Genomic DNA, 21,817 nt, shown 5'->3' with positions numbered 1-21,817 from the left:
TTATGTATTGAATTGTGGGTTTTGGGTAACAAAAAACACCGTATTGCTACGATGTTTTTTGTTGTTCATGTTCTCGATTTCCCGGCTTGCGAGCAAATCCTTGATGTTCTGGGTGATGCCTGTGGGTACGCCGCCCCATTTTCGGAACCGCTTCCAGATCTCGACGCTGTATGCTGCGGTCTGTTCCTCTTTCAGCAGGAGGTGGAACTCGTCTATATAGTACCGGGTGTTCTTTTTGCTGTTGCGGTTGATGGTGACACGGTTCCAGACCTGATCCTGAACAATGAGCATCCCCAGCTTTTTCAGCTGCTTGCCCAACTCTTTGATATCGAAACAGATAATGCGGTTATCCAGTTCCACATTCGTCTGATGGTTGAACACACGCAGCGAACCATTGACGTAGATTTCCAGTGCCGTGGCGATACGCTGCGCCTGCCGTTCCTTCTGCTCCCGCAGGCAGTCGTACAGATCACCGAGCGTCGGCATATTCTCCGGCTTCGGATCGTTCAGATACTTCTGATAGACCAGCGGCAAGCAGCGGTCAATGACCGACTTTTCTTCCGGCTCCATACCATCCCGTGCGCCCATGATAAGTTCGCACAGGGAAAGAATGAAGTCCGATTTCATGCCCAGCGGGTTATCATCATCCGCATAATTGAGGTTAATGTCCATCGGGTTGATGTAGTCCTTACTGGTGGACGAGATATGAATGACCTGTCCCCCCAACGCTTCCACCAGCGGATAATACTCTCCCTCCGGGTCTGCCACGATAATATCGTCCGTTGTGGTAAAGAACACGTTGGTGATTTCACGCTTTGCACTGAACGACTTACCGCTGCCGGGTGTGCCGAGGATCAGGCCGTTCGGGTTTTTGAGCTGTTTGCGGTCTGCCATAATCATGTTGTTGGATACCGCATTCAGACCATAATAGAGAGAATCGCCCTCCATAAAAAGCTCCTGCGTGGTGAAAGGAACGAAGATGGCAGTAGAAGTGGTGGTCAGTGCGCGCTTGATGGGAACGAGATTATTTGCCAGCGGCAGGCTGCTCATAAGGCCCTGCTCCTGCAGATAATCCAGACGGTTCAATGTGCAGTTGAACTTCTGAGCGATACCAGCAGTCTGAAACACAGCACTATCCAACTCCTGCTTGGTCTTAGCCGTATTGAGGAACAGCACCGTAACAAGGAACATACGCTCATTACGACTCTGCAGATCATCCAGAATCTTCTTGGCCTCGCCACCATAAGTTGCAAGGTCACTCGGAATAATTTCCATATCATAACCAGACCTCACAGCTTTCTTCTGTTCCTCAATTTTCATACGGTCCAGGTCGGTAATTTTGCCCTTGATCAGTTTGATAGCTTTCAGCTGATCTACCGACTGCACATGAATGCTGACCACCAGATTTTTGTCCATGTCCAGAAATTCGGCCAGCACCTTATCCGTCAGTTCCGGGGCAAGGATGTTCAGATAGGATGCAGCACCATAGGTGTTCCCCATCATAAAGTCCTTGCCGCTCTTGAACAGGAAACTGGTCGGGGCAATGAAGTCCTTGGTGGTCATGCCGCTCTGCAGGATGCGGTCATAGCTGAAATCGAACTTCTGCTGTTCCTCCTGATGAAAGGTTTCGTACATGATCTGAAGCCGTTCCACGCCGTTCAGCGGGTAGGCTTTCACGCCCAGCACCTTGAAATTGTTGAGAATATCGGTTTCGATACGTTCCAGCCGGGGCTTTGCTTCCCGGACACTCTTTGCTTCGATACTGAACGTGATGTACTTCGTCCGAACCAGACCGTTATTGCCCTTGGCAAGCTGCTGTTTCAGCATCTGTGCATATTCCATACGCACATCATCAAACTGGTCTTGCTGCGGCTCGATCTGGATGACCTTGTTGTACTCGCTCATGTCACTTTTATGATTGATGAACGAAAGCTGAAAACGGATACTGGCATCGAAGTAGTTGAGGAAGTCGCACCAGCTTTCAAAGATGGTGTTTTTATCCTCGTTCTGCGCCAGCTGGTAGTTAATGTCGTAGAATCGGACGGTTTTGGAATACAGATGTTCCTCCACCCGGCAGATACCGTCGCGCCCCATTTCCAGATATGGAATGGAACGCTGCACGGTGAGCCGCTGCTCTTTTTCACTCTTTTCGGGCTTGCGGAAGAACTTCTGGAAGAAGCCGCCGAGGGGCAGTTTCTTCTTCGGTTCACTTTTTACCAAGAATGCCTCCTTTCTTCTGGATCGGTGCTGCGGTTTCCAGTTCCCGCTCATACAGGTTTTCGACCTCATAGCGGCGTACCGCAGGACGTTTGAAGCGGACGCTGATGAAGTTTGTAAGGATGGTTTCAAGGTGCATCCCGTTTTTCTCATACAGCGCAAAGAAAAACTCCGGCAGCATCAGGAGCACCATGCCTGCCGCCGCATTGCTGGTTCCCATCGTACCGCGCATGAGAAAATAGAACGGAACGCCGATGCCCGCCGCGAAACCCATACACACTAGCTGGCGTTTCGTCAGGTTCAGAAAGACCTTATTCTTCACTTTGGAAAGGTCTTTGGGAATCGTCACATAGGCCATTTATCACCAGAACAGCCAGACCGCCGCCGGGAAACGGCGTTGTCTGCTGTCTTTTCCTTTCATTGGATTTTCCCGGATTTAGTGACTGCCGAAGATCTGTTTGGACAGACTTCCCGTTTTGAGCAGCGAGAAGCAAAGGATCACCGTGTAGGCCATCGTGCCGAACAACGCCGAGTGAATATCCGAAGATACCCGGATGCTGCCGATGAGGGCTGCATAGATTGCCACGCAGACCATCATCAGGAACGCTTGGAATGCCAGCGCGAACAGCCCTCGGAAGTAGTTTGTACCCACATGGCCCCATTCACGGTTACTCATGGTTGCAAACGGAATCGGAGCAAGCGAAGTGTAGAGGTATATTTCTATCATTCTGCCGTACATAATCACCGTGATAACCACCGACAGAATTTTCAGACACCAGCTTACAACAAGGGTTTCCAATGCCAGCGTCACCAGTTCGCCAATCGCCATTGTTGCCATTGCCGCCTGCATCTGCATGGAAAGAGAACTAATATCAATGGCGGTATTGCCACGGATAATGCCGGAGGAAGAATTTACCACCGACTGTCCAATGTCAAATACCGCCATTGCAATATCGAACGTATGGCTGACGAGATAGACCGCGATCCACATCTTCACGAAATACTTGAAGAACATCCAAGTGTCCACATCGTGCAGATTGTTCCGCTCTGTCAGCATCGAAATCAGTTCGTAGCAGAGGATCAGCGTGATGATGATTCCCGCAATAGGGATCACCACCGAATCCGAAATGTTACGGATCATGCTGAAAATGCTGCTGTTCCACCCTTGCGGTGTCTGCCCGACCTGAGCAGCGATCTCACTGGTCTGTTGGTTGACCGCTGTGAACATCGTACTCAGGTTGGACTCCACCATGCCGGAAAGAAGTTCCCTCATCCATTTTTCGATTGCTGCGAAAATATTATCGAACAATGGCGGGTTTTCCTCCTATCGCTTGTTGATTAGCCGAACAGACCAGAAAGCAGCGGGATCAGCTGGGTGCCGATGAGGATGACACCGCCGCCGGACATCAACTGCTTCATGCCCTGCGACTTTGCGCCGGGGTTGTCGTTTCCGTACCCTTCCATGAGGTTCACAACGCCCCAAACGCCAAGGCCCGCGCCGATGGCAACAACGAGAGTCTGCAGAACGGTAATAGCCTGATTGAAGAATTCCATAGTCATTTTTCGCCAGATTGCAGCATTGATAAAAAACACGATTCCAAAAGAAAAACAGGCTGGCACATCTTCGGTGCTGCCTGCTTCCTGCAATTCTGGCTTCTCCTTTCATTTTCATAAAAAATCAGCCTTTTGGAATCGCAAAATGTAGAGATCAGTCGGACAAGTTACCTGTCATGGGGTCTGCCCGGACAGGCGGGCGGATGAATTTACTTCGGATAATGACCTCCTTCCTATGCTGTGCTTTCTTCGGACATATCCACCTCGTAGCAATCAAATTCTTCATCCATTCGCAGCCTGAGTTCGTGCTTCAGGTAGCGTTCTACATCGAAAGCGTTCTTCTTATCGAAGTCCGACAGTTCTTTGTACCGCTTATGCTTCGTAATGTCGAATTTGTCGCTCAGGAATGGCCTAACTCCGCGCAGCTGCAGGATGCACTTGCTGCCATCCATGACAGAAAGCTCGTCCCGGCTCATAAGCTCCTTGCCAGTCTTTTGGTAGGTTGTTCCAAAGGATGGGCTTTGACCGCGCGTGTCGGAAGTGTTATATAGGTCGATGGTTTCTTTCCCCAAGGTTTCAGAAATCTCTTTGAGTGTCGAGCTTTCCTTACCGCCGAGGAAAAGCATGGTGTCACAGTTACCGATAATGGTTTCTGCGGCATCTTTGTAGATGGTTTTCAACTGGCTCTGAGATTGCAGGATGATGGATGCCGAAATCTCGCGGCTACGGATGGTGGCGATCAGCTTATCAAACTTCGGGATCAGACCGATGTTTGCGAACTCATCGAGCAGCAGCCGCACATGATACTTTAGCTGGCCTCCGCATTGATCGTCTGCACGGTCACAAAGCAGATTGAAAAGCTGGGTGTACATGATGGACACCACGAAATTGAACGTATCGTCCGTGTCGGAAATGATAACGAACAAGGCCGTGCGGCGATCCCCCAGCAAATCCAGTTCCATTTCATCGTAGGCCATAAGGTTACGCAGCTCCGCAATGTCAAATGGGGCTAACCTGGCACCACAGGAAATGAGGATGGATTTCGCCGTTTTGCCGGCAGCCAGCTTGTATTTCTTATACTGCCGGACTGCAAAATGCTCCGGCTTCTTCTGTTCCAGTTCCTCGAACAGTTCATCCACAGGATTCTTAAATTCTTCATCATCCTCGCGGGCTTCGCTGGCGTTGATGAACTCCAGCAAGGTGGAGAAGTTCTGCTCTTCCTCCGGGGCTTCATACCAGATGTAGCCAATCAATGCACAGTAGAGCAGCCGTTCTGCTTTGACCCAGAAATCTTCGCCAGACTTCTCGCCATCCCCCTTTGTGTTGGCGATAATTGTATTGACCAGTTTCAGAATATCCTTTTCGCTGCGGATGTAATGGAACGGATTGTATCGCATGGATTTTTTGAAGTTGATAGTGTTCAGGACTTTGATTTTATACCCGGCATCCGAGAGCATCTTTCCACACTCGATAATGATCGTACCCTTGGGGTCCGTTACGACATAGCTGACCTTTTGGGGCATCTGCATCAAGTTGGGCTTGACGTAAAATCGGGTCTTACCGCTGCCGCTGCCGCCGATCACAATGACGTTTTTGTTCCGAGCATACTTCGGATGCTTTGGTCTACCACTCATCATCAGCCGTTCGGTCTGTGTGAGGATGACGTTGTTCTCGAATACCGGGTCGATAAAAGGTTCGATGTCCTTCTGGTTGCCCCACCGGGCAGAGCCGTATTCCTCGCCTTGCCGATACTTCTTCGCATTCTTCCCTTTGAAGTAGATTACTGCTTTCAGTGCAGCCGCACCGACCAGACCCACCAGCAAGTCAAACGGGTGAAAACTGGGCAAGACACTTTTGTAGGCCAGGCCAAAGTTCATAAAAAGAACCATGAGCTTGTCCACCACGGAATCGCCATTGCAATGACGGTAGAGCCATGCGGCTTTCTCCACCATATAAAAGGCGATGATGTACGGAAAATTCAGCAGGATCAGCTTTTTCATATCCGCTGACTGCACCATCCTGCTGAACTCTGCAGCCAGTTTTTTGCCCCATGCCGTGCCGCCCGTCTGGTTGGACGGTGCTTTGCGCGGCAGGCGGGCAGGTTTTTTCGGATTTTTCATCGTGTCGGTTCCTGCTCCCTCTTCTTTTCTTTCTTGAGTTGACGGTGATTGGAAAGTTCCTCTTTCACCTTTTCCAGTTTCTGACGCACCGATTCACGCTTCTGCTTTTTCAGCGTTTCACTGGTGTACTCTTTAAAGGCGGCAGTCATAACATCCACGTCCTTGGCCTTGAAAAAGACCAGATATTCACTTTTCCCCTCCTGTTCCACTTTTTTCAGACTGTAATCAATGCCATACTTTCGGGCCACCCGGTCAAACGACTTGATGTTATTGTCCGTAACCACGATGTTCGTGATCTGTGCGCCGCTCTTTTGCAGGCTCTTTATGCTCTGCCGACCTGTTTTCTTACATTGGCTTTTTTCTCCTTTCCCCCGCTGCTTTTTCTTGTCCATTTCCGCCAGCAACTTTATCAGGGCTGCTTTCAAAATCTGTGCCGTGATTTTTCCTCCTTTGATGCACAGCGAAATGGTTTTCTCGTTGACTTCTTCCTGCACGGCTGTTCACCTCCCATCTATCGCCGCTGCATCAGGGGCGGACTGCCCCGGCCGCAGGCGGCGCGGTATCTCCCAGCACCGAGCGGAACTTCTTACGGCACTGGTGCAGCAGATAGCCGCACTCCCATTTGTGGCGGCAGTGCTTGCAGGGATGGCCACTGTCCGTCCCCGGACGCTGGCGCATCATGCGTTCAAACGGATTATCGGTAAAATTCATAGGCTTAACCTCCCTGTTCAGCCAGCGGCAGCACACCGCGCCGCTTCAACGTATGGTAAAGGAACTTCCGGCCTTTCTGCGTCCATGCAGTGTGCAGCTTTTCCACTTCGGAACCATCGCTGCGCTGGAGCCGGAACGTCAGGCTGGACGTATAGCCCTTCCCGTGGTGTTCCGAATACAGCACCCACTGGCCGTTGACCCGGTACTGGATGCCGTGCAGATGCAGCAGCCGATTGAACACCTTTGCTCCGCAGCCGTACTCTTTGGCGATCTGCGTGGTCGTAACCAGCGAATCCGAATCGCTCAACTGCGCTTCGTAGCTGCTCCGGCGCGGCGGCTTCTTATGCAGCAGGCCAAGCAGTGTATCCCAGTCAAACGGCTGCGGACGATACGCCGCGCCGACTGCCGTGTGATGCAGCTTACAGAGCTTCTTTGCCATGTCCTGCGTAATACGGTAGTCTTTCACATACCGCTGGACCGTGCGCCCGCCCTCGTCCTGCAGCCGGACACGGGGCATATACTCGTAGTCGCGGCCCTCGATGAAACCATACTGGCACATACGCGGGAACCACTTGCGGAAATCGCTGCGAATGTGCATCTGGTCATACAGATCACGCGCCCACAGCGTAGAGGGCAGCGTGTCCATACTCATGAATACGATGTTCATGGGGTTGTCCTCCTAGTTTTTATCTACTCTGCCGCCCCAACCAAATTCATGCCGAACCTGTGCGGAATAATAGCTATCCACGGTCACAGGCGCGTTATAGAGTGTTGCCAGCAGGTATTGCTTGATGTTCCGAATCTGAGTGCTGTTTTCTTTTAAGCACTCCAATATGTACTGGATATGCGAGGAATCCAGCTTCATCAGGCGGCTTTTCACCACCTCCTTCGGCTTTTCCTCGCCACAGATGCGCAGGAACTTCTTTCTGCTGGTGATGGTTTCCACCAGTAGTTCCAGAATCTCATACAGAACCGTCTTATCTGTCGGATAGCCCTGTTCCAGAATTTCTAATTCAAGAGCTTCCTTGAAATAGCGGCGGTACTGTTCTTCTTCCTGCAGTTCAGCCGGATAGATAAGATCAGTTTCACTATTATCTGTCTTATTTATCTTCTCAGTATTACTTCCGTTTGATTTTGGAACTCCCGGAAGTTCGGTTTTCAAACCGCCGGAAGTATGATTTTCATACTTCCAGTAGTTCGATTGCGAAAGCCCCGTATAAAGGTCTTTCACATACAGCAGATTGGGTTTGCCAAGTCCCTGCCTGCGCCGCTCGATAAGCCGAAACTCCTGTTCCAGTTCGTCCAGCAGTTTGACTGCCTTTTGTCTGGCACAATGAATGGAGTCCATAACTTCCTCTATCGTGCAGATAATGTAGGCGTTACCATGCTTGTCCTGCCAACCGTTCTTGATAGAAAGGCTCATACGATCCAGCAGCACAGCATACAGCAGTTTGGCGTCCCCGGACATCTTCTGGAACAGATCAGCCTTGACCAGTGCTTTCGGCACACGGTAAAAGCTGTATCGGTCTGCTTCCAGACCTTTGAAATACGGGTACTCCATGTAAATTCATCACCCCCTGTCGAATTAGATTTGCACTATTGAAAATAACAGTACATTCCTACGGTGGAACACGTTTCCTTGCTCCACCGCAGTGTATCTGCTGTTATTTGAGTTTGCCATTCTGCCCCAGCCCGTTCCTGCCCCATATTTCAGCGGCGTTTTCTCTGGTAAGACGCGCAGAATGCACATTCAGTGCCAGAAGTATCTCTCTGGGATGGCTTATTCAGTTGTCAAAGAACTTTTGTGAGGGCTTGTTGTATAACCCTTACACCTATAGCATTCTGAAAGGGGTGTTTGGCAACCACTTTTTCAAATTTTCTCAAAAAAAAATTTGCCGCAGGGATTTTTAAGTCCCCACGGCAGTTTTTCTATATTATGTATAAGTGCAACGGATGCGGTGAAGCCCCTTTTTGATTCCCTTTGTCACATATTGATGTGATACTCCCATCTCAGCAGCAATTTCCCGGTGCGTCATTCCCTCAATATAGTGGCGACAAATCATTTCCCATTGGTGCTTTTTCAGCAGTTCGCTTGCCTTTCTCAAAAATTCTTTATTCAACACAAAATCCATAACATTTATACGCGGATCTTCCATTTCATTGTTATACTCCGGATTCACATCCGCCGCATACGAAAAAGTTTCACTTTCCCGTGCTTCAAGATTACGCACAAGTCGATCCTCTCCCTCCAGCACAAGACGAATATGCCATTCCATATCCTCAAAATGGTTATGTGGAATTGTCTGATGCTCATTTCCCTGCGATTCATAGTAGTAGTGTGTACAGTTATGAAGTGCAAACACCGTATATCTTTCGTGTGCATGGTAGGAAACATATCCATTTTTATAGACAACTACTTCCGCATGGTTCTCCATCTGTTTTCGGAGAATCACTTCTATACCATCTTCCAATATCTTCTTCAAACCCGGCACTCGCTTAAATTCACTTGCAACAGGAACCATCTTCTTCAGTTCTTTCAAAGTAATAAAATTCATTTTAACCACCTTCCTGCCTTTCGGCAACAGGTGAGTCTTCTATGAAAGAACAGCAGAAATGACCTCAGACCCACCCGTTTTTTTTGAACGGGGAGCCTAAGCTCCATTCGATTAAAATTATGCCTATACCTATAGCATTCTAAATAAGGGTTTTGGCAACCACTTTTTTCAAAAAACTTTCAAATAAAAAAACCGGAACAGGATGAGTTACTCACAGGCGCACTACTGCGCTGCATTCGCTCATTCTGTTCCGGCCTATATCACATATTGCTACGGTATCGCTCTAAACAAACAGATATTATATTGTAGACCCAAAAAAACGTCTGATGGAGCTGGTCGGCTAACCAGGTGCCGCCTAAGATTCCACCTCTGCAATTTCAGTGTCCGATGAAGCACTCTGCTTCAGGCTTCTTTCCGTTGGTTCTCTGCTGTGAAAAATTCGATACTCTTCACTGGAAGGCCGTGAATGCACTCCACCAGAGATTCAGCAGAAATATAATCTTCACAGCCACCACGCTTGATCTGGAGCATGTTCTTTCCATCAACGACACTGCGATTTCCGATCCGCAGACCCTTTGGGGTGCGGATTTCATGTTCTCCGTTGCTCATCTTCTCACGGCCTCCTTTGTGTTGGTTTAAGTTTCTTTTTCCCTCTATTCAATTTCACCTTTTGAACTTCCGCTCTTTTTTCACCTTTTTCGACTTGCATATTTACGTTTTTTACGGTATAATAATCCAAAAGATGATAGAATATAGCATATATTATAAGCAAGTCGTGCCGCCGTGTCAAGAGGAAAATGTGAAAATTCGTTGCATCTTTCAGATTGAATATTTACAAATTCCTTTGTACATTGTTACAGCACGATAACTACGTCATAGAAAGGTTGCAAACATGAAATTTGGAGAGAAAGTTCGCGATCTACGAAAGAAGCATTCTTTAACACAGGACGAATTGGCACAATGTCTGGGTATCAACAAAAGAACGATCATCGGATGGGAGCGTGATGGCCGCTACCCTCGCAGTATTGAAATGCTTGAAAAGATGGCCGATATATTCCATGTACCTCTGACCTATTTACAGCCGGATCAGTCTTTATTTATCGAACGTGCCGCCGAAGCCTACGGAAAAAAGGGCAAAATAGAAGCCCAGCATCTCGCATTCGAGCTTACTGAGCTATTTGCCAGCGGAGAGTTGACCCCGCAGGATATGGACGGCATCATGTATGAAATGCACAAAGCCTATTTTAAGTACCGAGAACAAAAACGAGAAAAGGAACGAATAATGAACCTGTAAACCACTGTTCCATTCACTATGCCATCCCCGGAAGGAGATTACATTATGGATTCTGCGTTTATTCACCAAGCTGCCAACGAACTTGTCCAAAATGCCGGAACTCGCAACATCAAACAGATCGCGCGCAGTTGCAGTCTGGACATCAGTGAAACATCCCGCATTAAAGATATGTTGGGTTTACTTTCGCTCTATTTTGATAAGCCTTTGATCCTTATCAATCGCCAGCTGGACAAACAGACAAAGCAGATGGTGTGCGGCTATGCGCTGGGACATTATCTGGAGCATCAGTTGCTCATGGACTTGCATACCCTGAACAAGTTTCTGACCATTAAGGACAAGCACATCCTTCTTTACGAGCATAACGCTTTTACATCCCACCTGATGCTGGACAGTGATGAAGTCTATCAAATGACGAAGCGCGGGCTGGATGCTGCTCAGATTGCCGCTGCTAAGGGAATCCACCTCAATCTGGTGCTGGTGAAGCTGCTGGAACTGCATCATCTGGGGTACGATCTGCGTCACTACCACGCCCAGCATCATGCGTTTATCAAGCAGTTCAACCTTCCGGCACATTTTCAGCTTGACGTGGCCGCCGGATGAACTTATGTTCTTATAACTCTAAAACCCGTAATGAACGGCACGTTATGCCTGTCCATCACGGGTTTTTTGTGTTATTTCAGTTTTGCGAGGATTTCATCAGCACTCATGCCTTCGGCAAGCAGCTTCTTCAGGACGGATTCTGCTTCTGCCTTTTTCGCTTCCTCTGCAGCCTTAGCATCTGCCTTTGCCTTCTTCGCTTCCAGCGTTACCACTTCTTTTTCGGCCTTCTTCAGAGCAGTCTTCTTCTCTTTCAAGTCAGCCTTTAAAGTGTCAATGTTGGCGGTGATGGATGCGATTTCCGCTGTGAGTGCTTCCTTCGCAGACTGCTTTTCCGCAATCTGCGTTGCAAAATCAACAGTCACAGTTTTGGGCTTATTCTTGCTACCTTTTGTTCTGGGCATAATAAATAACCTCCAGAAAATTATAGTAATTTTAGTATAGCACTCTGATAAGGCTGTTTCAATATTACACTTAATAAATGCTTATTATCTGATAGGCTATTTTCAATTTACAGACTATATCCTCTATCACGAATCACATTGACAACTTCGGAAACATATTTCTGACAAGTATCGTGGTCGGGGGCTTCTACCATCACACGCACCACAGGTTCCGTACCGGACTCACGAACCAGAATACGGCCAGTATCTCCCAGTGCTTCAGCCACATTCTTTACTGCTGTTTGCACAGCCTCATCATTCTGTGCCGCCTTTTTATCCGTTACGCGAACATTCTCCAGCACCTGCGGATAAATTTTCAGCGCTGCTGCCAGTTCACTCATCGGTTTCTTCTTGGCCAGCATGACCTCCATCATCTTCAGGCTCGTCAGGATACCGTCACCAGTGCTGGCGTACTTGCTGAAGATGATATGACCACTCTGTTCACCACCGATACGGCAGCCATTCTTTGCCATATACTCATAGACGTACTTATCTCCAACGGCAGTCTTAGCATAACCGATACCCTGCTCATCAAATGCTTTGTACAGACCAAAGTTGGACATAACTGTTGTAACAACGGTGTTGGTCAAGAGCTTGCCACGCTCTTTCATGTAGCAGCCATAGATGTACAGAATGTGATCGCCTGTAATGACATTACCCTTCTCGTCCACACACAGGCAGCGATCGGCATCACCATCATAGGCAAAACCAACATCCAGACCTTTCTCCACAACGAACTTCTGCAAGCCCTCAATATGAGTAGAACCAGCGTTGTTGTTAATGTTCAGTCCATTGGGCTGATTGTTGATTACATAGGTGTCTGCGCCAAGTGCATCAAAAACAGACTTTGCAATGTTCCAGGAACTGCCATTGGCACAATCCAGGCCAACCTTGACACCCTTGAAGGAGTAGATGCCCAGAGAGATCAGGTAGCCCATGTAGCGGTTACGACCTGCCACATAGTCCACAGTGCAGCCGATATGCTCACGATGAGCAAAGGGCAGTTCCGGCCAGCCCTGGTCGAACACATGGAGCTTGCCGTCAATGTAGTCCTCTACCAGCAGCAGAGTTTCTTCCGGCATCTTTTCTCCGTAGCAGTCAATTAGTTTGATACCATTATCATAGTACGGATTGTGGCTGGCAGAAATCATAATGCCACAGTCAAAGTCATCCACACGGGCAATATAAGCCACGGATGGGGTTGTAGTGACATGAAGCAGATAAGCGTCTGCGCCAGAAGCCGTCAGGCCAGCTACCAGACTATATTCAAACATATAGGAGCTGCGGCGCGTATCCTTACCGATAACGATACGGGCAGATTCGTTATCTCCGTTGCGCTCACGGAGAGCATTGTAATACCAACCGAGAAAACGCCCCACCTTGTAGGCGTGATCGGCTGTCAAAGTAATTCCGGCTTCACCACGGAAGCCGTCGGTTCCAAAGTATTTTGACATTGTTAGTTTTCCTTTACTTTTTTCTTTCCCACCATCCATGGAGCAAGTCTTACAACAACCTCATATGCCGTACTGCATATTGCCATCGTAATAACTACCACTACCATGGCCAGTAGAAAATTTTCTCTCACTGCATCTGTCCCCAGATTCAACAGAATTGATACAATTTTTACCACAATTCGATACACAGGGCCGTGAATACAAAGAATAATTAGAGAAATCCGACCAAAGTATTGCAGGATTCTATTCTCGTTGATAAGTTGAGAAATCAGAATTACAGCAGCAACACCAATCAGGGCTGTTACAAACCACATGATTCCCATAGTTAAATGATAGCATGATAAGGAAAAGCTCAAAGCAAGCAGAACTATCGCTACTATTCCTGCTTCCACTTTTTTCTTTACCGTTTTCACGCTTTTTCCCGCTATGAACACACCCACAGCATAGAATCCTATGTACTTGAATACACGATCAATTCCCTTATGGATAAAAACAAACCTACGGCGGGTCGCACAAAGGCAATCCACCGTAGGCTTGAACTCTCCTTCAATCTTTATTTGCTGCTCCTTTTTGTGGGTCAAAACAGAGCTTCCAAAAGCCTCCTACATATAACCCCCAGGATTTTCCGCTTCTTGCAGTTTTTCAACAAATAAAACATTTGAAGGACAACTCAAGCCGTCAAAACCCTTTAGTTATCGTAGGTTTTCTTGGTTGACCCTATGCGGTTGTCAAGCAAGGAACAAAAAAATTCACAAAAAAATAAGCCCTACAAGGGTTTCAGTCGGTTCCGAACCGATCTGAGCCTTGTAGGGCTTACTTGCGCTCTATACGTTCTTTTCTTGATTGTGATTATGCTCCATGGGCATCCATTCTGTTACGCGGCGGATTAACTCTTCTAAATTTAACCGCCCGCTCAGGTGTGGTTTCAGGGCAATCCGCATCAAACGTGATTGGCATTTTCTTTGCCGCTTCCAGTTCTGCGAGTTCTTCTTTTGTAAATGCAAGTTCCTGTTTCAGTTCCATAGACATTTCACTCGTTTTTACCATAATAAAGCCCCCTTTCAAATTCGGTAGCCATTCGTGCCGAAATCAATCTTGTCACATCTGTTTTTGTACCGCTTTCTTCAATTCTTACTCGTTCAGTATATACAACAAATAGTATTTCATTCACCTTTCCGATGAACTGGTCTATATTGCCAATCAATGCACCCTCTGCTTTTTGAGAAATCCGTCCAGCAGAAGTATCGCCTATGGTATTATATCGATCTTCGTCATAACTATGATCCTCATCATAAAACTCGATTCGGTCATAGTCAAAGAAGATACGCGCTGCACTCTTAAATGAAATTCCGTGTTTTTTAATATTTATCTGATTTTTATTATCATCGTATTCAAAGGCCATTCCTCCCAGTGAGAAACTAACCATCCTGTTATCTTCCATCGGCCTCACCGCCTCTCTCCGAGCTTCATAAACTCCCTATTATGCTTTCATCTTACCATAAAACGCCTTGCATATCAAGCTGGCAGATGTAAACTTTTCAACATAGATTTGTCCATATTGCTCTTTCTTGGCATCATGCCGTCCTTTAAATCGATGACTTTTTTCTGCTGGCAATCCCTTTGCCTCTCATTGTCTTCACTTCTTCTTCAAGGTAATAGTCACCATGATAGAATTTAGAAACATCCATATCAAGAGCTTCAATTACTCGACACGCCAAGCCAAAAGAACAGGTCAAAATACTTCTTTCCCCAGATTCCAACCTTTGATATTGACGCAAAGTTATTTTTGCGCGATCAGCAATCTCCTGTTGCGTCAGCCTTAACATTTGTCGTTTTTTCAATAAGACGGCTGCCGCTGTTGGAATTATCGTTTGAAAGCCATCTAAAATTCCGGCACGCATAATATCGGCTCCCTTCATCACGTCCATTTGGACGTATTATACATCCAAGTGGACGTGATGTCAAGTTGTACACTTTTGAGGCGAGAGGGCACTTTGTTCATCTTTTTCAAGCGAAATGATAACTGCATTTTTCTCGGCATCATACCGTCCTTTAAACTGATGGTCTTTTCCTGCCGCCAGACCATTTGCTTCCAGCAACACCTGAATGAACTGTATTCCGTTAATCATCATCCGACACTGCCCATCGGTCAGTAGCTTGTCCGGGACCTTAAAGGACATGGGATGCTCCGCAGCACACGGCGTGATTGCAATAGACTTCCGATCTTTCCTCTGCAAAACGCAGATATAGGCCGGACTTCCAAGAATACGGATAACATCTTTCCCAACATTCATTCTCCGGCTTTCCGCCGGAATTGTCACTCGCAGGTTCATAACTCGCCCAGAATTCATGTCGGCATTCCTCTCTCAGCAATCTCATTGCCCGATTGTTGTACGTTTTCAAGCTGTCCCGGTAAATCTGGCAAAGGTATATTTTCAGATTCTTCACGTTGCGGAATCGGTATTGAAGTAGTGCCTGCTTCCCGTTCGGGCTCATCCAATACAGTAGAACTCTGATACCCAATGAAGTCTTCAAACATATTCATCTGATGGTCTGCAATATAGTCATTATAAGATTTTCCGATACGGTTCTTATAAGCATCCGGGAAGAATTTCATCTGCTTTTTCTTCATTTCACCAGTAAGCGGATCTGTATATTCCTGTGGCTTCGGGGTGAACATGATTGCTTCTTCCAAATCAAACAACATACAAAGACCCTGATCTGAATTAGCCACCCGTCCAAGCACTTTATAACGACATTCCCGATTCCAGTTCATGAGCCTGAAGATATTTTCCACAAATTCCAAAGAGGTAATATCCTTATTCACCCAGTTTTCGTCCTTCTGTCGTGCCCATTCAACAGACGCGCTGTCCTCTTCCGGGCACATAATCAACGCAAGCCGCTTCTTATTGGGGTGCAAAATCGGAAGGACATACTTGATTCCTTCAAAAAGCCGAATGCACGCCATATTAAATTTCATAACACCATATTTTATGCTCACTGCAGGTTTATTCAGCATGGAAAACTGGGTGCGCGGCGGAAGTTCATAGCCATCGAACTTTTCGTACTCCAGTTCTCTTTTATGTTCTTTCCGTATCTGTGCAAGTTCACGAATCAAGGAGATTTCCCGAACGCTCAGTTCCTGCGTCCTGCTTTTTTCTTCCATTCTATAAGTTCCTCCTACATCGACATCAAAAGATCATCCAGTTCACGTTGAACTTCATTTCTGCTTGGAATTGCACCAATCATGGGATTTTCTACGACTTGGCCAGATTCCATCACATCACTAACTGTAATGCTCTGAACCCATTTACTCCGATATAACCGGCATTTCAGATTCATCGAACAATTTTCTTGTTCATACTGATTTTTCCTAGTCAAAATCCGGGACTCATCCAATTCAAAAATTAGGAACCTTGCATTTTCCTCTCCACGGCAGATACCACGACACTGGTAACGACAACTCCATTTCCAGTTCATTGCTTCAAATATCACCCCTGAAAACGCCCTGGATGAAAAACTGCTGCAAATCTTATCCTTATTTTCCCAATGTATCGCTGTTGAAGCGTCACGATTACTTTTTCGCAGGATCACGACTTGCAGAATCGGATGATAGAGCAGTTCCACATGCTCGCAGTCGTCCAAGCGGGTATGACACGCTTTGCTGAAACGGATTCCATTTTTTGAGATTGTTATGACCGGGCTGCTCTGGTTGATAAAGCAAGTACCTGAAACCGTCAGATAATCAGATAACAATGCCATATCCGACTTCTTTCCAGACCGCATTTCCGTCATATCGTTCAGTTCGACCACTTCTTCCGGCAGATAGGTGCTCAGGCAAAGGCAGCGGATGCTTTCAACACTGATGCCGCTCCAATTCGGATGGATGCCAACAAAGCCTTTCAATGTTCCCTGCTGGATCACCACAATATCCTGCACACCGCACTTCTTCCTGCTGGATGCCACCAGATGTGCAGCCCGCGCAATTTCCGGCGAAACGATTGCTTCATGGTGTTCCGGAACATAGGCAGAGCAGCGATTCCCATTATTCTTTGTAACCTTGCCCAGCTTGTAGTCCACCACGATGCTCTTCCGGGCTTCCAGATCACCCCAGCGGCGTTCATTTTTCATGATGTTTGCCACCATCATGCCATTCCACTCCTGCTTGCCACGCAGGGTGCTACGCTTCTTCTGCGTCAGCACTGCCGCAATTTGATCGCAGTTATAACCATAGATAAACGCCAGAAAGATAAAACGCACCGTCTTTGCTTCTTCCGGCTCAATTACCAACTGTCCATCTTTGGTATGCCGATACCCCATCAGGTCGGCCACCGGGTACTGGCCTGTCATAATGCGCTGGTCATACGAAAGGATCATGCGGCGGCTCTTATTGCCCGATTCCCAGTCCGCCAGAAGCGCCTGAATGTCAAGGCTGTATTGGCTACTTGGATTCAGCGTGTAGATATTCTCTGTTTCAAAGTACACACCGATGGGATGTGCAGGATGCATAGTTTTCAAAGCTGCGATCTGTGTCATGCAATCCGAAAAATTCCGGGCAAAACGTGAAATGCTGGCACAGATAATCAAATCCATCTTCTGGTCTTTGGCATCCCGCATCATGCGCTTAAACGCATCCCGTTTCCGCAGTGAAGTACCCGATTTTCCTTCATCGCTGTAAATATCCTGCAAATTCCAGTTTTCCGTTTCTGCAATCTTTTTGGTGTAATATAGAGTCTGGTTTTCAATGGAAGAAATCTGTTCTTCGCTGGAAGTGCTGACACGGGCATAAACAGCTACACGCTTCAGGTCACTGTCGTAAATTGACGGTGTCGGTTTCGCCGGACGAAAGTAGTCTTTTGCCGTTTTCTGGCCCTGTTCTGCCTGCTTATGGATTCTGTCACGAATCTCTGCTTTTCGCCTTTCAGATTCCAGATGTCGGCTCTGCCAATCCGCTCCACTCGGCAGCACTTCAAGGTTTTCTACCGAAATACACTCTACGTCTTTTGGATTATACTGTCCTTCCACGTTCATTTTTCTTCAGCCTTTGTCATTTCATGTTCCAGTCGAATTCTCCACTCAAGATAATCTTTCCTTCGGATCGATGTATATTTTTCAGCCAAATCTTTCAGGCTCTGCCGCTGGTTATCAACGTCAAGAATGGTGTCGATTCTCTGGTCATCATCGTCTGTAACAATGTCCACTCGCATCGGCAAGTCAAACAGATATTTCAACAGAAAACAGAAATCACAGGTATTTGCTGCAATATAGGCCCTTGTCTGCGAGAAAATCAGATTTACGGAACCATTTTTGCAATCTTTGAGCAGATGCACCATTTCCGGGCGTTTATAAATTTCCTTATTCCCTGTGATGTCAATATAGACACCAACCAGCCTTTTATCCACATCATCCCTGAACTTTTCAGCATAGTAGGAACTGTGATAGGCCACTGCTGCATCCTTAGAGCGTTCCCACAGTTTTGCAAGTTTCACATAGCCGCCAACCTTATACTTGCGATCCATTCATAGCACCTTCTTCCGGCTGAACGCTCCAATACCATTTCCGCTTTTTCTGATAGCAGTGGATTCCCATTTCTGTTTTTACCATTCGTGCCACTCGTTTGCTTACACCCTCATTGTCCAGACGGCAATAAATTTCATTCGCGCTCATATCACCTTTTTCAAGAAAATGCTTAATCCAATAGACCGCTTTTTGCTGTTCCGATTCAAATTCGGGTTTTCTATCTGGTTTCTGATTTTCAAAAGATTGCGGCCTGCATTCCAGCCACTGAAAGCCCTTGTCGGCAGAAATGGAAAAGCGGATGTCTTCTGCCGTAGGCGCAAGACTGTTTTTGATTTGATGTACGATTCTTATATCAGGATTCTCGGTATCTCGCTCCACCTGCAGGACGCTTCGTGCTGCTGCCACAACATCAATACTGCCAAGACTGCGGTACAACCCTTTGGAGCCTTCTTTTTTGTTGAGGTGTCCAATCAGAACGATAGCGCAGTCGTAACCAGCAGCCCACATTCCAAGGCGGCGCATAAGTTTCCGTGCCCTGCCTGAGATCTGCAAATCGGAATCGCTGCCAAGATAAGCCTGAATCGGGTCGATCACAACCAATCGCGGTCGAAATTCAATGATTGCCTGACGGATGCGCTCATCGTCCAATGTAAGGCCGTTATAAACTTCTTCGTTGATGAAAGCAATCTTCTTACAGTCTGCTCCGCAGCGTTCCAGACGGGGCTTAATCGTGTCTGAAACGCCATCCTCGGAGCACTGATAAATCACTTTTTGCGGTGCACCGATCTTACAGCCATCCGGAGTCTTACCACCAGTTGAAAGTTCGGCAATCAGATTCATCATCATAGTCGATTTCCCATCTCCAGGATCACCCTGCAGCAGTGTAATTTTCCCGATTGCAATAAAGGGATACCACAGCCACCGTACATCCGTTGACTGAACTTCGCTATACAGTGTCAGCAGCCTTTCCATTTCGTTTTCCTCACTTTATTTTTACAGTTTGATTTCATGCTTTTATTATACACTTATCAGATGATTTTTTCTGTGACCCAACAGGTCACTTGTTCCCAAAAATGTGACCTACTGGGTCACATTTTTGCCTCAGAAGCCATCTCCGCTAGAGGGGAAAAGAAAAATTCTGACTTCTATGCGGATCGTTCTTTTGGTTTTTCTTGATTCATTTTTTCATAAGTCAAATAATTAAAGTATCTTATGCGGGCACTTGAAAGGAAGATTGCATATGTCCGTAAATTGTACTTCTCTTGGAAAACGAATCAGCTTCTACCGTTCAAAATCGAATCTGTCGCAGGAAGCCCTCGCCGCAAAAATCAACTGTAGCCGTGAACACATTGTCCGTATCGAAAATGGAACAAAAATCCCTAGCATTTCTGTTCTTGTCGAAATTGCCAACACCTTATCCGTTTCCGCGGATGAGCTTTTGCTCGACTGTCTTGAACATTCTTCTTCCTCTGCAAACTCCGAATTTCACCGCTTGCTGTTGGACTGTAATGAAACTGAACAGACTGTCATTATCCGCATGGCAAAGGAGTTAAAGGCCATTCTTGTCAGCCTTGGAGTTTAACATTATTTCGCAGTAAGAAGCACAAAATAAAACGGCCCGCATAAGCTGCAGACGCACCCTCGAATTCTCCTGGGTGCTGTCTGTGGTTTACGCGAGCCTTCGATTTTTTGCTTCTGAAATTCTGTATTTACCTTAAATCAAGAAATCGCTGCACTTACTTTTCCTCATAACTGTTCAATGCATCCTCAAATGTAAAGCGAATTTTCACGCGTTCATCGTTGAAAACCTCAATGCGGTCAATAAAGGTTTCCACCACATTCTGTGATAAGTGCATCACATCGCCTGCTTCTTCTGCTGCACTTACGACAGTCTGCAAATTATCAGCATCTTTCCTTACTGGCAGGAAAATTTGGTCTTTCTCGGTACGCAGCCTTTGAATCTGCTCCATCTTTTCATCTTCCTGCACTCTGTAGGCATCTCTCTGCCGGATGAACTCTTCCTTACTCATATTCCCGTCGGCGTATTGCTCATACAGTGCAACGCGCTGTTTTACGATCTCTGCCCTTTCCGCACTCAGCTTTTCTTCCTGCCGTTCCAGTGCGGAAAAGCAAATCAACGCTTTGCGTTCCCGTTCGTGCAGGATTTCCAGTACATACTCTGCCTGCTTTATCTGCGCTGTCAGCGCATTTCGGACGATATGTTCCAGCAGTTCCTCGGAGATCGGGATTCGCTTGCAAGGGCTGTCCACCGCTGTGGCCGAAAATCTGCAGTTAAAAGATGGGCCAAGTTTCTTGAGTACACGATATTTCATCAGTTTCTGGCAGTAGCCGCAGTAGACCTTGCCTTTCAGTGGATACTGGTGTTTTGTGTAGTTCCCGGTCTGATGATTCCCGTGCTGCAGCATAATAACCTTTTGTGCCTGCTCAAATTCCTCCGGGGTCACAATGGCGGCATGGCTGTCCTCAATTCGTACCTGCTGTTTCAAGGGAGCGCGCTGCACCCGATGTTTACAGGGAACAGGCATAATGAATTTCGCGCCCACATAGGTGCCCTTATACTTCTCATTTTTCAGAACATGATAAACCGTCCCGCTTGTCCAATGGCTGCGCTGCAAGTCCCATGCTTTCTGCTCGCTGTACACATGATTTTCCGCCACGTGATACGCTGCCGGGGTCGGGATCTGCTTTTCATTCAGGATTTTTGCGATGGTGCCTGTTCTGTTGCCCTGCAATGCCAGTTCAAAAACCAGGCGCACATACTGGCTGGCTACCGGGTCGAGGATTAGCTTATGGCAGTCATTCGGATCCGGCAGGAATCCAAACGGGCGGTATCCTCCGAGATACATTCCTTTCTTCTGCATCACATGGTCGGCTGCTGCGATTTTAGCGGAAAGGTCCCGGCTGTAGGATGCGTTGATGATGTTCTTGATGGCTACTTCCAGTCCACGTACATCGTTTCCGGCCTGCATCCCACTGTCATACCCATCGTTAACAGAGATAAAGCGAACGCCCAGCAGTGGGAAAATTCGTTCCATATAATCGCCTGCTTCGATATAGTCACGGGCAAACCGGGAAAAGTCCTTTACGATAATCGTTTTCACCTTTCCGTCCTGTGCATCTTGAATTAGCCGCTGAAACGCAGGACGGCTTGTAGAGGTGCCGGAGTAGCCATCGTCCACGTACTCCTGACGCGGCTCTGTTGCCAGTTCGGGGCGGGCCATGATGTACCCTTCTACCAGTCCGCGCTGGCCCTGAATGCTGTTGCTCTCAACCTTATCAGCACCCACATCCTCGTCCGCAAGAGAAAGCCGGTAATATGTTCCAATCATCT

At 47.2% G+C, this 21,817-nt stretch carries 26 protein-coding genes; 3 read left to right on the top strand and 23 right to left on the bottom strand.

Features of this window, described 5'->3' with window-relative positions:
* The 11 genes from PG062_RS08230 to PG062_RS08180 form a co-directional block, all read right to left on the bottom strand.
* Positions 1 to 2,271, bottom strand: a complete 2,271-nt coding sequence (locus PG062_RS08230; protein ID WP_456298754.1) for a VirB4-like conjugal transfer ATPase, CD1110 family — start codon at positions 2,269 to 2,271, stop codon at positions 1 to 3.
* On the bottom strand, positions 2,207 to 2,575 hold the full coding sequence (locus PG062_RS08225) for a PrgI family protein (protein ID WP_270751910.1): 369 nt from the start codon (positions 2,573 to 2,575) through the stop codon (positions 2,207 to 2,209). The genes PG062_RS08230 and PG062_RS08225 overlap by 65 nt, the downstream gene beginning before the upstream one ends.
* Before the next feature lie 78 nt (positions 2,576 to 2,653).
* Positions 2,654 to 3,490, bottom strand: a complete 837-nt coding sequence (locus tag PG062_RS08220) for a VirB6/TrbL-like conjugal transfer protein, CD1112 family (protein WP_330577007.1) — start codon at positions 3,488 to 3,490, stop codon at positions 2,654 to 2,656.
* Positions 3,491 to 3,555: 65 nt separating this feature from the next.
* Positions 3,556 to 3,771 carry a Maff2 family protein gene (locus tag PG062_RS08215; RefSeq protein WP_113998658.1) on the bottom strand — a complete coding sequence of 72 codons (216 nt, stop codon included), beginning with the start codon at positions 3,769 to 3,771 and terminating at the stop codon, positions 3,556 to 3,558.
* Positions 3,772 to 4,004: 233 nt separating this feature from the next.
* Positions 4,005 to 5,786, bottom strand: coding sequence for a VirD4-like conjugal transfer protein, CD1115 family (locus PG062_RS08210; protein WP_456298756.1), 1,782 nt, complete (start codon positions 5,784 to 5,786; stop codon positions 4,005 to 4,007).
* 101 nt (positions 5,787 to 5,887) lie between these two features.
* The gene (locus PG062_RS08205; RefSeq protein WP_270751908.1) at positions 5,888 to 6,385 is read right to left on the bottom strand and encodes a PcfB family protein; all 498 of its coding nucleotides are present in this window, start codon (positions 6,383 to 6,385) and stop codon (positions 5,888 to 5,890) included.
* 31 nt (positions 6,386 to 6,416) lie between these two features.
* Positions 6,417 to 6,602, bottom strand: coding sequence for a hypothetical protein (locus tag PG062_RS08200; RefSeq protein WP_055185257.1), 186 nt, complete (start codon positions 6,600 to 6,602; stop codon positions 6,417 to 6,419).
* Positions 6,603 to 6,606: 4 nt separating this feature from the next.
* On the bottom strand, positions 6,607 to 7,269 hold the full coding sequence (locus tag PG062_RS08195) for a phage antirepressor KilAC domain-containing protein (RefSeq protein WP_270751906.1): 663 nt from the start codon (positions 7,267 to 7,269) through the stop codon (positions 6,607 to 6,609).
* 12 nt (positions 7,270 to 7,281) lie between these two features.
* On the bottom strand, positions 7,282 to 8,163 hold the full coding sequence (locus PG062_RS08190; protein WP_270751905.1) for a DUF6017 domain-containing protein: 882 nt from the start codon (positions 8,161 to 8,163) through the stop codon (positions 7,282 to 7,284).
* Positions 8,164 to 8,536: 373 nt separating this feature from the next.
* Entirely contained in the window at positions 8,537 to 9,157 is a 621-nt protein-coding gene (locus PG062_RS08185; RefSeq protein WP_117530081.1) for an RNA polymerase sigma factor, read from the bottom strand.
* A gap of 402 nt (positions 9,158 to 9,559) precedes the next feature.
* Positions 9,560 to 9,766, bottom strand: a complete 207-nt coding sequence (locus tag PG062_RS08180) for a hypothetical protein (RefSeq protein WP_097776605.1) — start codon at positions 9,764 to 9,766, stop codon at positions 9,560 to 9,562.
* A gap of 283 nt (positions 9,767 to 10,049) precedes the next feature.
* Between PG062_RS08180 and PG062_RS08175 the strand changes: the two genes are divergently transcribed.
* Positions 10,050 to 10,451 carry a helix-turn-helix transcriptional regulator gene (locus tag PG062_RS08175; protein WP_055185268.1) on the top strand — a complete coding sequence of 134 codons (402 nt, stop codon included), beginning with the start codon at positions 10,050 to 10,052 and terminating at the stop codon, positions 10,449 to 10,451.
* Positions 10,452 to 10,496: 45 nt separating this feature from the next.
* Positions 10,497 to 11,051: an ImmA/IrrE family metallo-endopeptidase gene (locus PG062_RS08170; RefSeq protein WP_270751904.1), complete on the top strand. Its 555-nt coding sequence runs from the start codon at positions 10,497 to 10,499 to the stop codon at positions 11,049 to 11,051.
* A 71-nt stretch (positions 11,052 to 11,122) separates the two neighbouring features.
* On the opposite strand, the gene PG062_RS08165 is transcribed toward PG062_RS08170, so the two are convergent.
* The 11 genes from PG062_RS08165 to PG062_RS08115 form a co-directional block, all read right to left on the bottom strand.
* Positions 11,123 to 11,452, bottom strand: a complete 330-nt coding sequence (locus tag PG062_RS08165; protein WP_270751903.1) for a hypothetical protein — start codon at positions 11,450 to 11,452, stop codon at positions 11,123 to 11,125.
* Between the two features lie 107 nt (positions 11,453 to 11,559).
* Complete coding sequence (gene glmM, locus PG062_RS08160; protein ID WP_270751902.1) at positions 11,560 to 12,945, bottom strand: phosphoglucosamine mutase; 1,386 nt, start codon at positions 12,943 to 12,945, stop codon at positions 11,560 to 11,562.
* 2 nt (positions 12,946 to 12,947) lie between these two features.
* Positions 12,948 to 13,526 (bottom strand): acyltransferase family protein, encoded by a 579-nt coding sequence (locus tag PG062_RS08155; protein WP_270751901.1) that lies wholly within the window; start codon positions 13,524 to 13,526, stop codon positions 12,948 to 12,950.
* A gap of 268 nt (positions 13,527 to 13,794) precedes the next feature.
* On the bottom strand, positions 13,795 to 13,992 hold the full coding sequence (locus tag PG062_RS08150; RefSeq protein WP_097777544.1) for a hypothetical protein: 198 nt from the start codon (positions 13,990 to 13,992) through the stop codon (positions 13,795 to 13,797).
* Entirely contained in the window at positions 13,976 to 14,386 is a 411-nt protein-coding gene (locus PG062_RS08145; protein ID WP_223474369.1) for a BrnT family toxin, read from the bottom strand. The genes PG062_RS08150 and PG062_RS08145 overlap by 17 nt, the downstream gene beginning before the upstream one ends.
* A gap of 145 nt (positions 14,387 to 14,531) precedes the next feature.
* Positions 14,532 to 14,873: a helix-turn-helix domain-containing protein gene (locus PG062_RS08140; protein ID WP_118526186.1), complete on the bottom strand. Its 342-nt coding sequence runs from the start codon at positions 14,871 to 14,873 to the stop codon at positions 14,532 to 14,534.
* Between the two features lie 33 nt (positions 14,874 to 14,906).
* On the bottom strand, positions 14,907 to 15,278 hold the full coding sequence (locus PG062_RS08135) for a hypothetical protein (protein WP_270751899.1): 372 nt from the start codon (positions 15,276 to 15,278) through the stop codon (positions 14,907 to 14,909).
* A 14-nt stretch (positions 15,279 to 15,292) separates the two neighbouring features.
* The gene (locus tag PG062_RS08130; protein ID WP_270751898.1) at positions 15,293 to 16,111 is read right to left on the bottom strand and encodes a hypothetical protein; all 819 of its coding nucleotides are present in this window, start codon (positions 16,109 to 16,111) and stop codon (positions 15,293 to 15,295) included.
* A gap of 14 nt (positions 16,112 to 16,125) precedes the next feature.
* Entirely contained in the window at positions 16,126 to 17,976 is a 1,851-nt protein-coding gene (locus PG062_RS08125; RefSeq protein WP_270751897.1) for a recombinase family protein, read from the bottom strand.
* A complete protein-coding gene (locus PG062_RS08120; RefSeq protein WP_270751896.1) occupies positions 17,973 to 18,464 on the bottom strand; it encodes a hypothetical protein in 492 nt (163 codons plus the stop codon). Before PG062_RS08120 ends, PG062_RS08125 begins: the two co-directional genes overlap by 4 nt.
* Positions 18,448 to 19,437, bottom strand: a complete 990-nt coding sequence (locus PG062_RS08115) for an AAA family ATPase (protein ID WP_270751895.1) — start codon at positions 19,435 to 19,437, stop codon at positions 18,448 to 18,450. The genes PG062_RS08120 and PG062_RS08115 overlap by 17 nt, the downstream gene beginning before the upstream one ends.
* 268 nt (positions 19,438 to 19,705) lie before the next feature.
* Here PG062_RS08115 and PG062_RS08110 point away from each other — a divergent pair, with 268 nt between their 5' ends.
* Positions 19,706 to 20,047 carry a helix-turn-helix domain-containing protein gene (locus PG062_RS08110; RefSeq protein WP_270751894.1) on the top strand — a complete coding sequence of 114 codons (342 nt, stop codon included), beginning with the start codon at positions 19,706 to 19,708 and terminating at the stop codon, positions 20,045 to 20,047.
* 154 nt (positions 20,048 to 20,201) lie between these two features.
* On the opposite strand, the gene PG062_RS08105 is transcribed toward PG062_RS08110, so the two are convergent.
* A complete protein-coding gene (locus PG062_RS08105; protein ID WP_270751893.1) occupies positions 20,202 to 21,815 on the bottom strand; it encodes a recombinase family protein in 1,614 nt (537 codons plus the stop codon).
* Positions 21,816 to 21,817 lie beyond the last annotated feature (2 nt).

Origin of the sequence: Gemmiger qucibialis (genome assembly GCF_027689445.1) — a bacterium.
Classification (GTDB): Bacteria; Bacillota; Clostridia; order Oscillospirales; family Ruminococcaceae; genus Gemmiger; species Gemmiger qucibialis.
This window is presented reverse-complemented; position numbering and strand designations above follow the sequence as displayed.

Coding starts and splice junctions, on each gene's coding strand:
- PG062_RS08225 (WP_270751910.1), bottom strand. CDS start 2,575: ATGGCCTATGTGACGATTCCCAAAGACCTTTCCAAAGTGAAGAATAAG.
- PG062_RS08105 (WP_270751893.1), bottom strand. CDS start 21,815: ATGATTGGAACATATTACCGGCTTTCTCTTGCGGACGAGGATGTGGGT.
- PG062_RS08215 (WP_113998658.1), bottom strand. CDS start 3,771: ATGGAATTCTTCAATCAGGCTATTACCGTTCTGCAGACTCTCGTTGTT.
- PG062_RS08165 (WP_270751903.1), bottom strand. CDS start 11,452: ATGCCCAGAACAAAAGGTAGCAAGAATAAGCCCAAAACTGTGACTGTT.
- PG062_RS08190 (WP_270751905.1), bottom strand. CDS start 8,163: ATGGAGTACCCGTATTTCAAAGGTCTGGAAGCAGACCGATACAGCTTT.
- PG062_RS08130 (WP_270751898.1), bottom strand. CDS start 16,111: ATGGAAGAAAAAAGCAGGACGCAGGAACTGAGCGTTCGGGAAATCTCC.
- PG062_RS08110 (WP_270751894.1), top strand. CDS start 19,706: ATGTCCGTAAATTGTACTTCTCTTGGAAAACGAATCAGCTTCTACCGT.
- PG062_RS08125 (WP_270751897.1), bottom strand. CDS start 17,976: ATGAACGTGGAAGGACAGTATAATCCAAAAGACGTAGAGTGTATTTCG.
- PG062_RS08175 (WP_055185268.1), top strand. CDS start 10,050: ATGAAATTTGGAGAGAAAGTTCGCGATCTACGAAAGAAGCATTCTTTA.
- glmM (WP_270751902.1), bottom strand. CDS start 12,945: ATGTCAAAATACTTTGGAACCGACGGCTTCCGTGGTGAAGCCGGAATT.
- PG062_RS08170 (WP_270751904.1), top strand. CDS start 10,497: ATGGATTCTGCGTTTATTCACCAAGCTGCCAACGAACTTGTCCAAAAT.
- PG062_RS08115 (WP_270751895.1), bottom strand. CDS start 19,437: ATGGAAAGGCTGCTGACACTGTATAGCGAAGTTCAGTCAACGGATGTA.
- PG062_RS08200 (WP_055185257.1), bottom strand. CDS start 6,602: ATGAATTTTACCGATAATCCGTTTGAACGCATGATGCGCCAGCGTCCG.
- PG062_RS08145 (WP_223474369.1), bottom strand. CDS start 14,386: ATGGAAGATAACAGGATGGTTAGTTTCTCACTGGGAGGAATGGCCTTT.
- PG062_RS08180 (WP_097776605.1), bottom strand. CDS start 9,766: ATGAGCAACGGAGAACATGAAATCCGCACCCCAAAGGGTCTGCGGATC.
- PG062_RS08135 (WP_270751899.1), bottom strand. CDS start 15,278: ATGAACCTGCGAGTGACAATTCCGGCGGAAAGCCGGAGAATGAATGTT.
- PG062_RS08230 (WP_456298754.1), bottom strand. CDS start 2,271: ATGAGCGGGAACTGGAAACCGCAGCACCGATCCAGAAGAAAGGAGGCA.
- PG062_RS08220 (WP_330577007.1), bottom strand. CDS start 3,490: ATGAGGGAACTTCTTTCCGGCATGGTGGAGTCCAACCTGAGTACGATG.
- PG062_RS08140 (WP_118526186.1), bottom strand. CDS start 14,873: ATGGACGTGATGAAGGGAGCCGATATTATGCGTGCCGGAATTTTAGAT.
- PG062_RS08120 (WP_270751896.1), bottom strand. CDS start 18,464: ATGGATCGCAAGTATAAGGTTGGCGGCTATGTGAAACTTGCAAAACTG.
- PG062_RS08195 (WP_270751906.1), bottom strand. CDS start 7,269: ATGAACATCGTATTCATGAGTATGGACACGCTGCCCTCTACGCTGTGG.
- PG062_RS08150 (WP_097777544.1), bottom strand. CDS start 13,992: ATGGTAAAAACGAGTGAAATGTCTATGGAACTGAAACAGGAACTTGCA.
- PG062_RS08185 (WP_117530081.1), bottom strand. CDS start 9,157: ATGAATTTTATTACTTTGAAAGAACTGAAGAAGATGGTTCCTGTTGCA.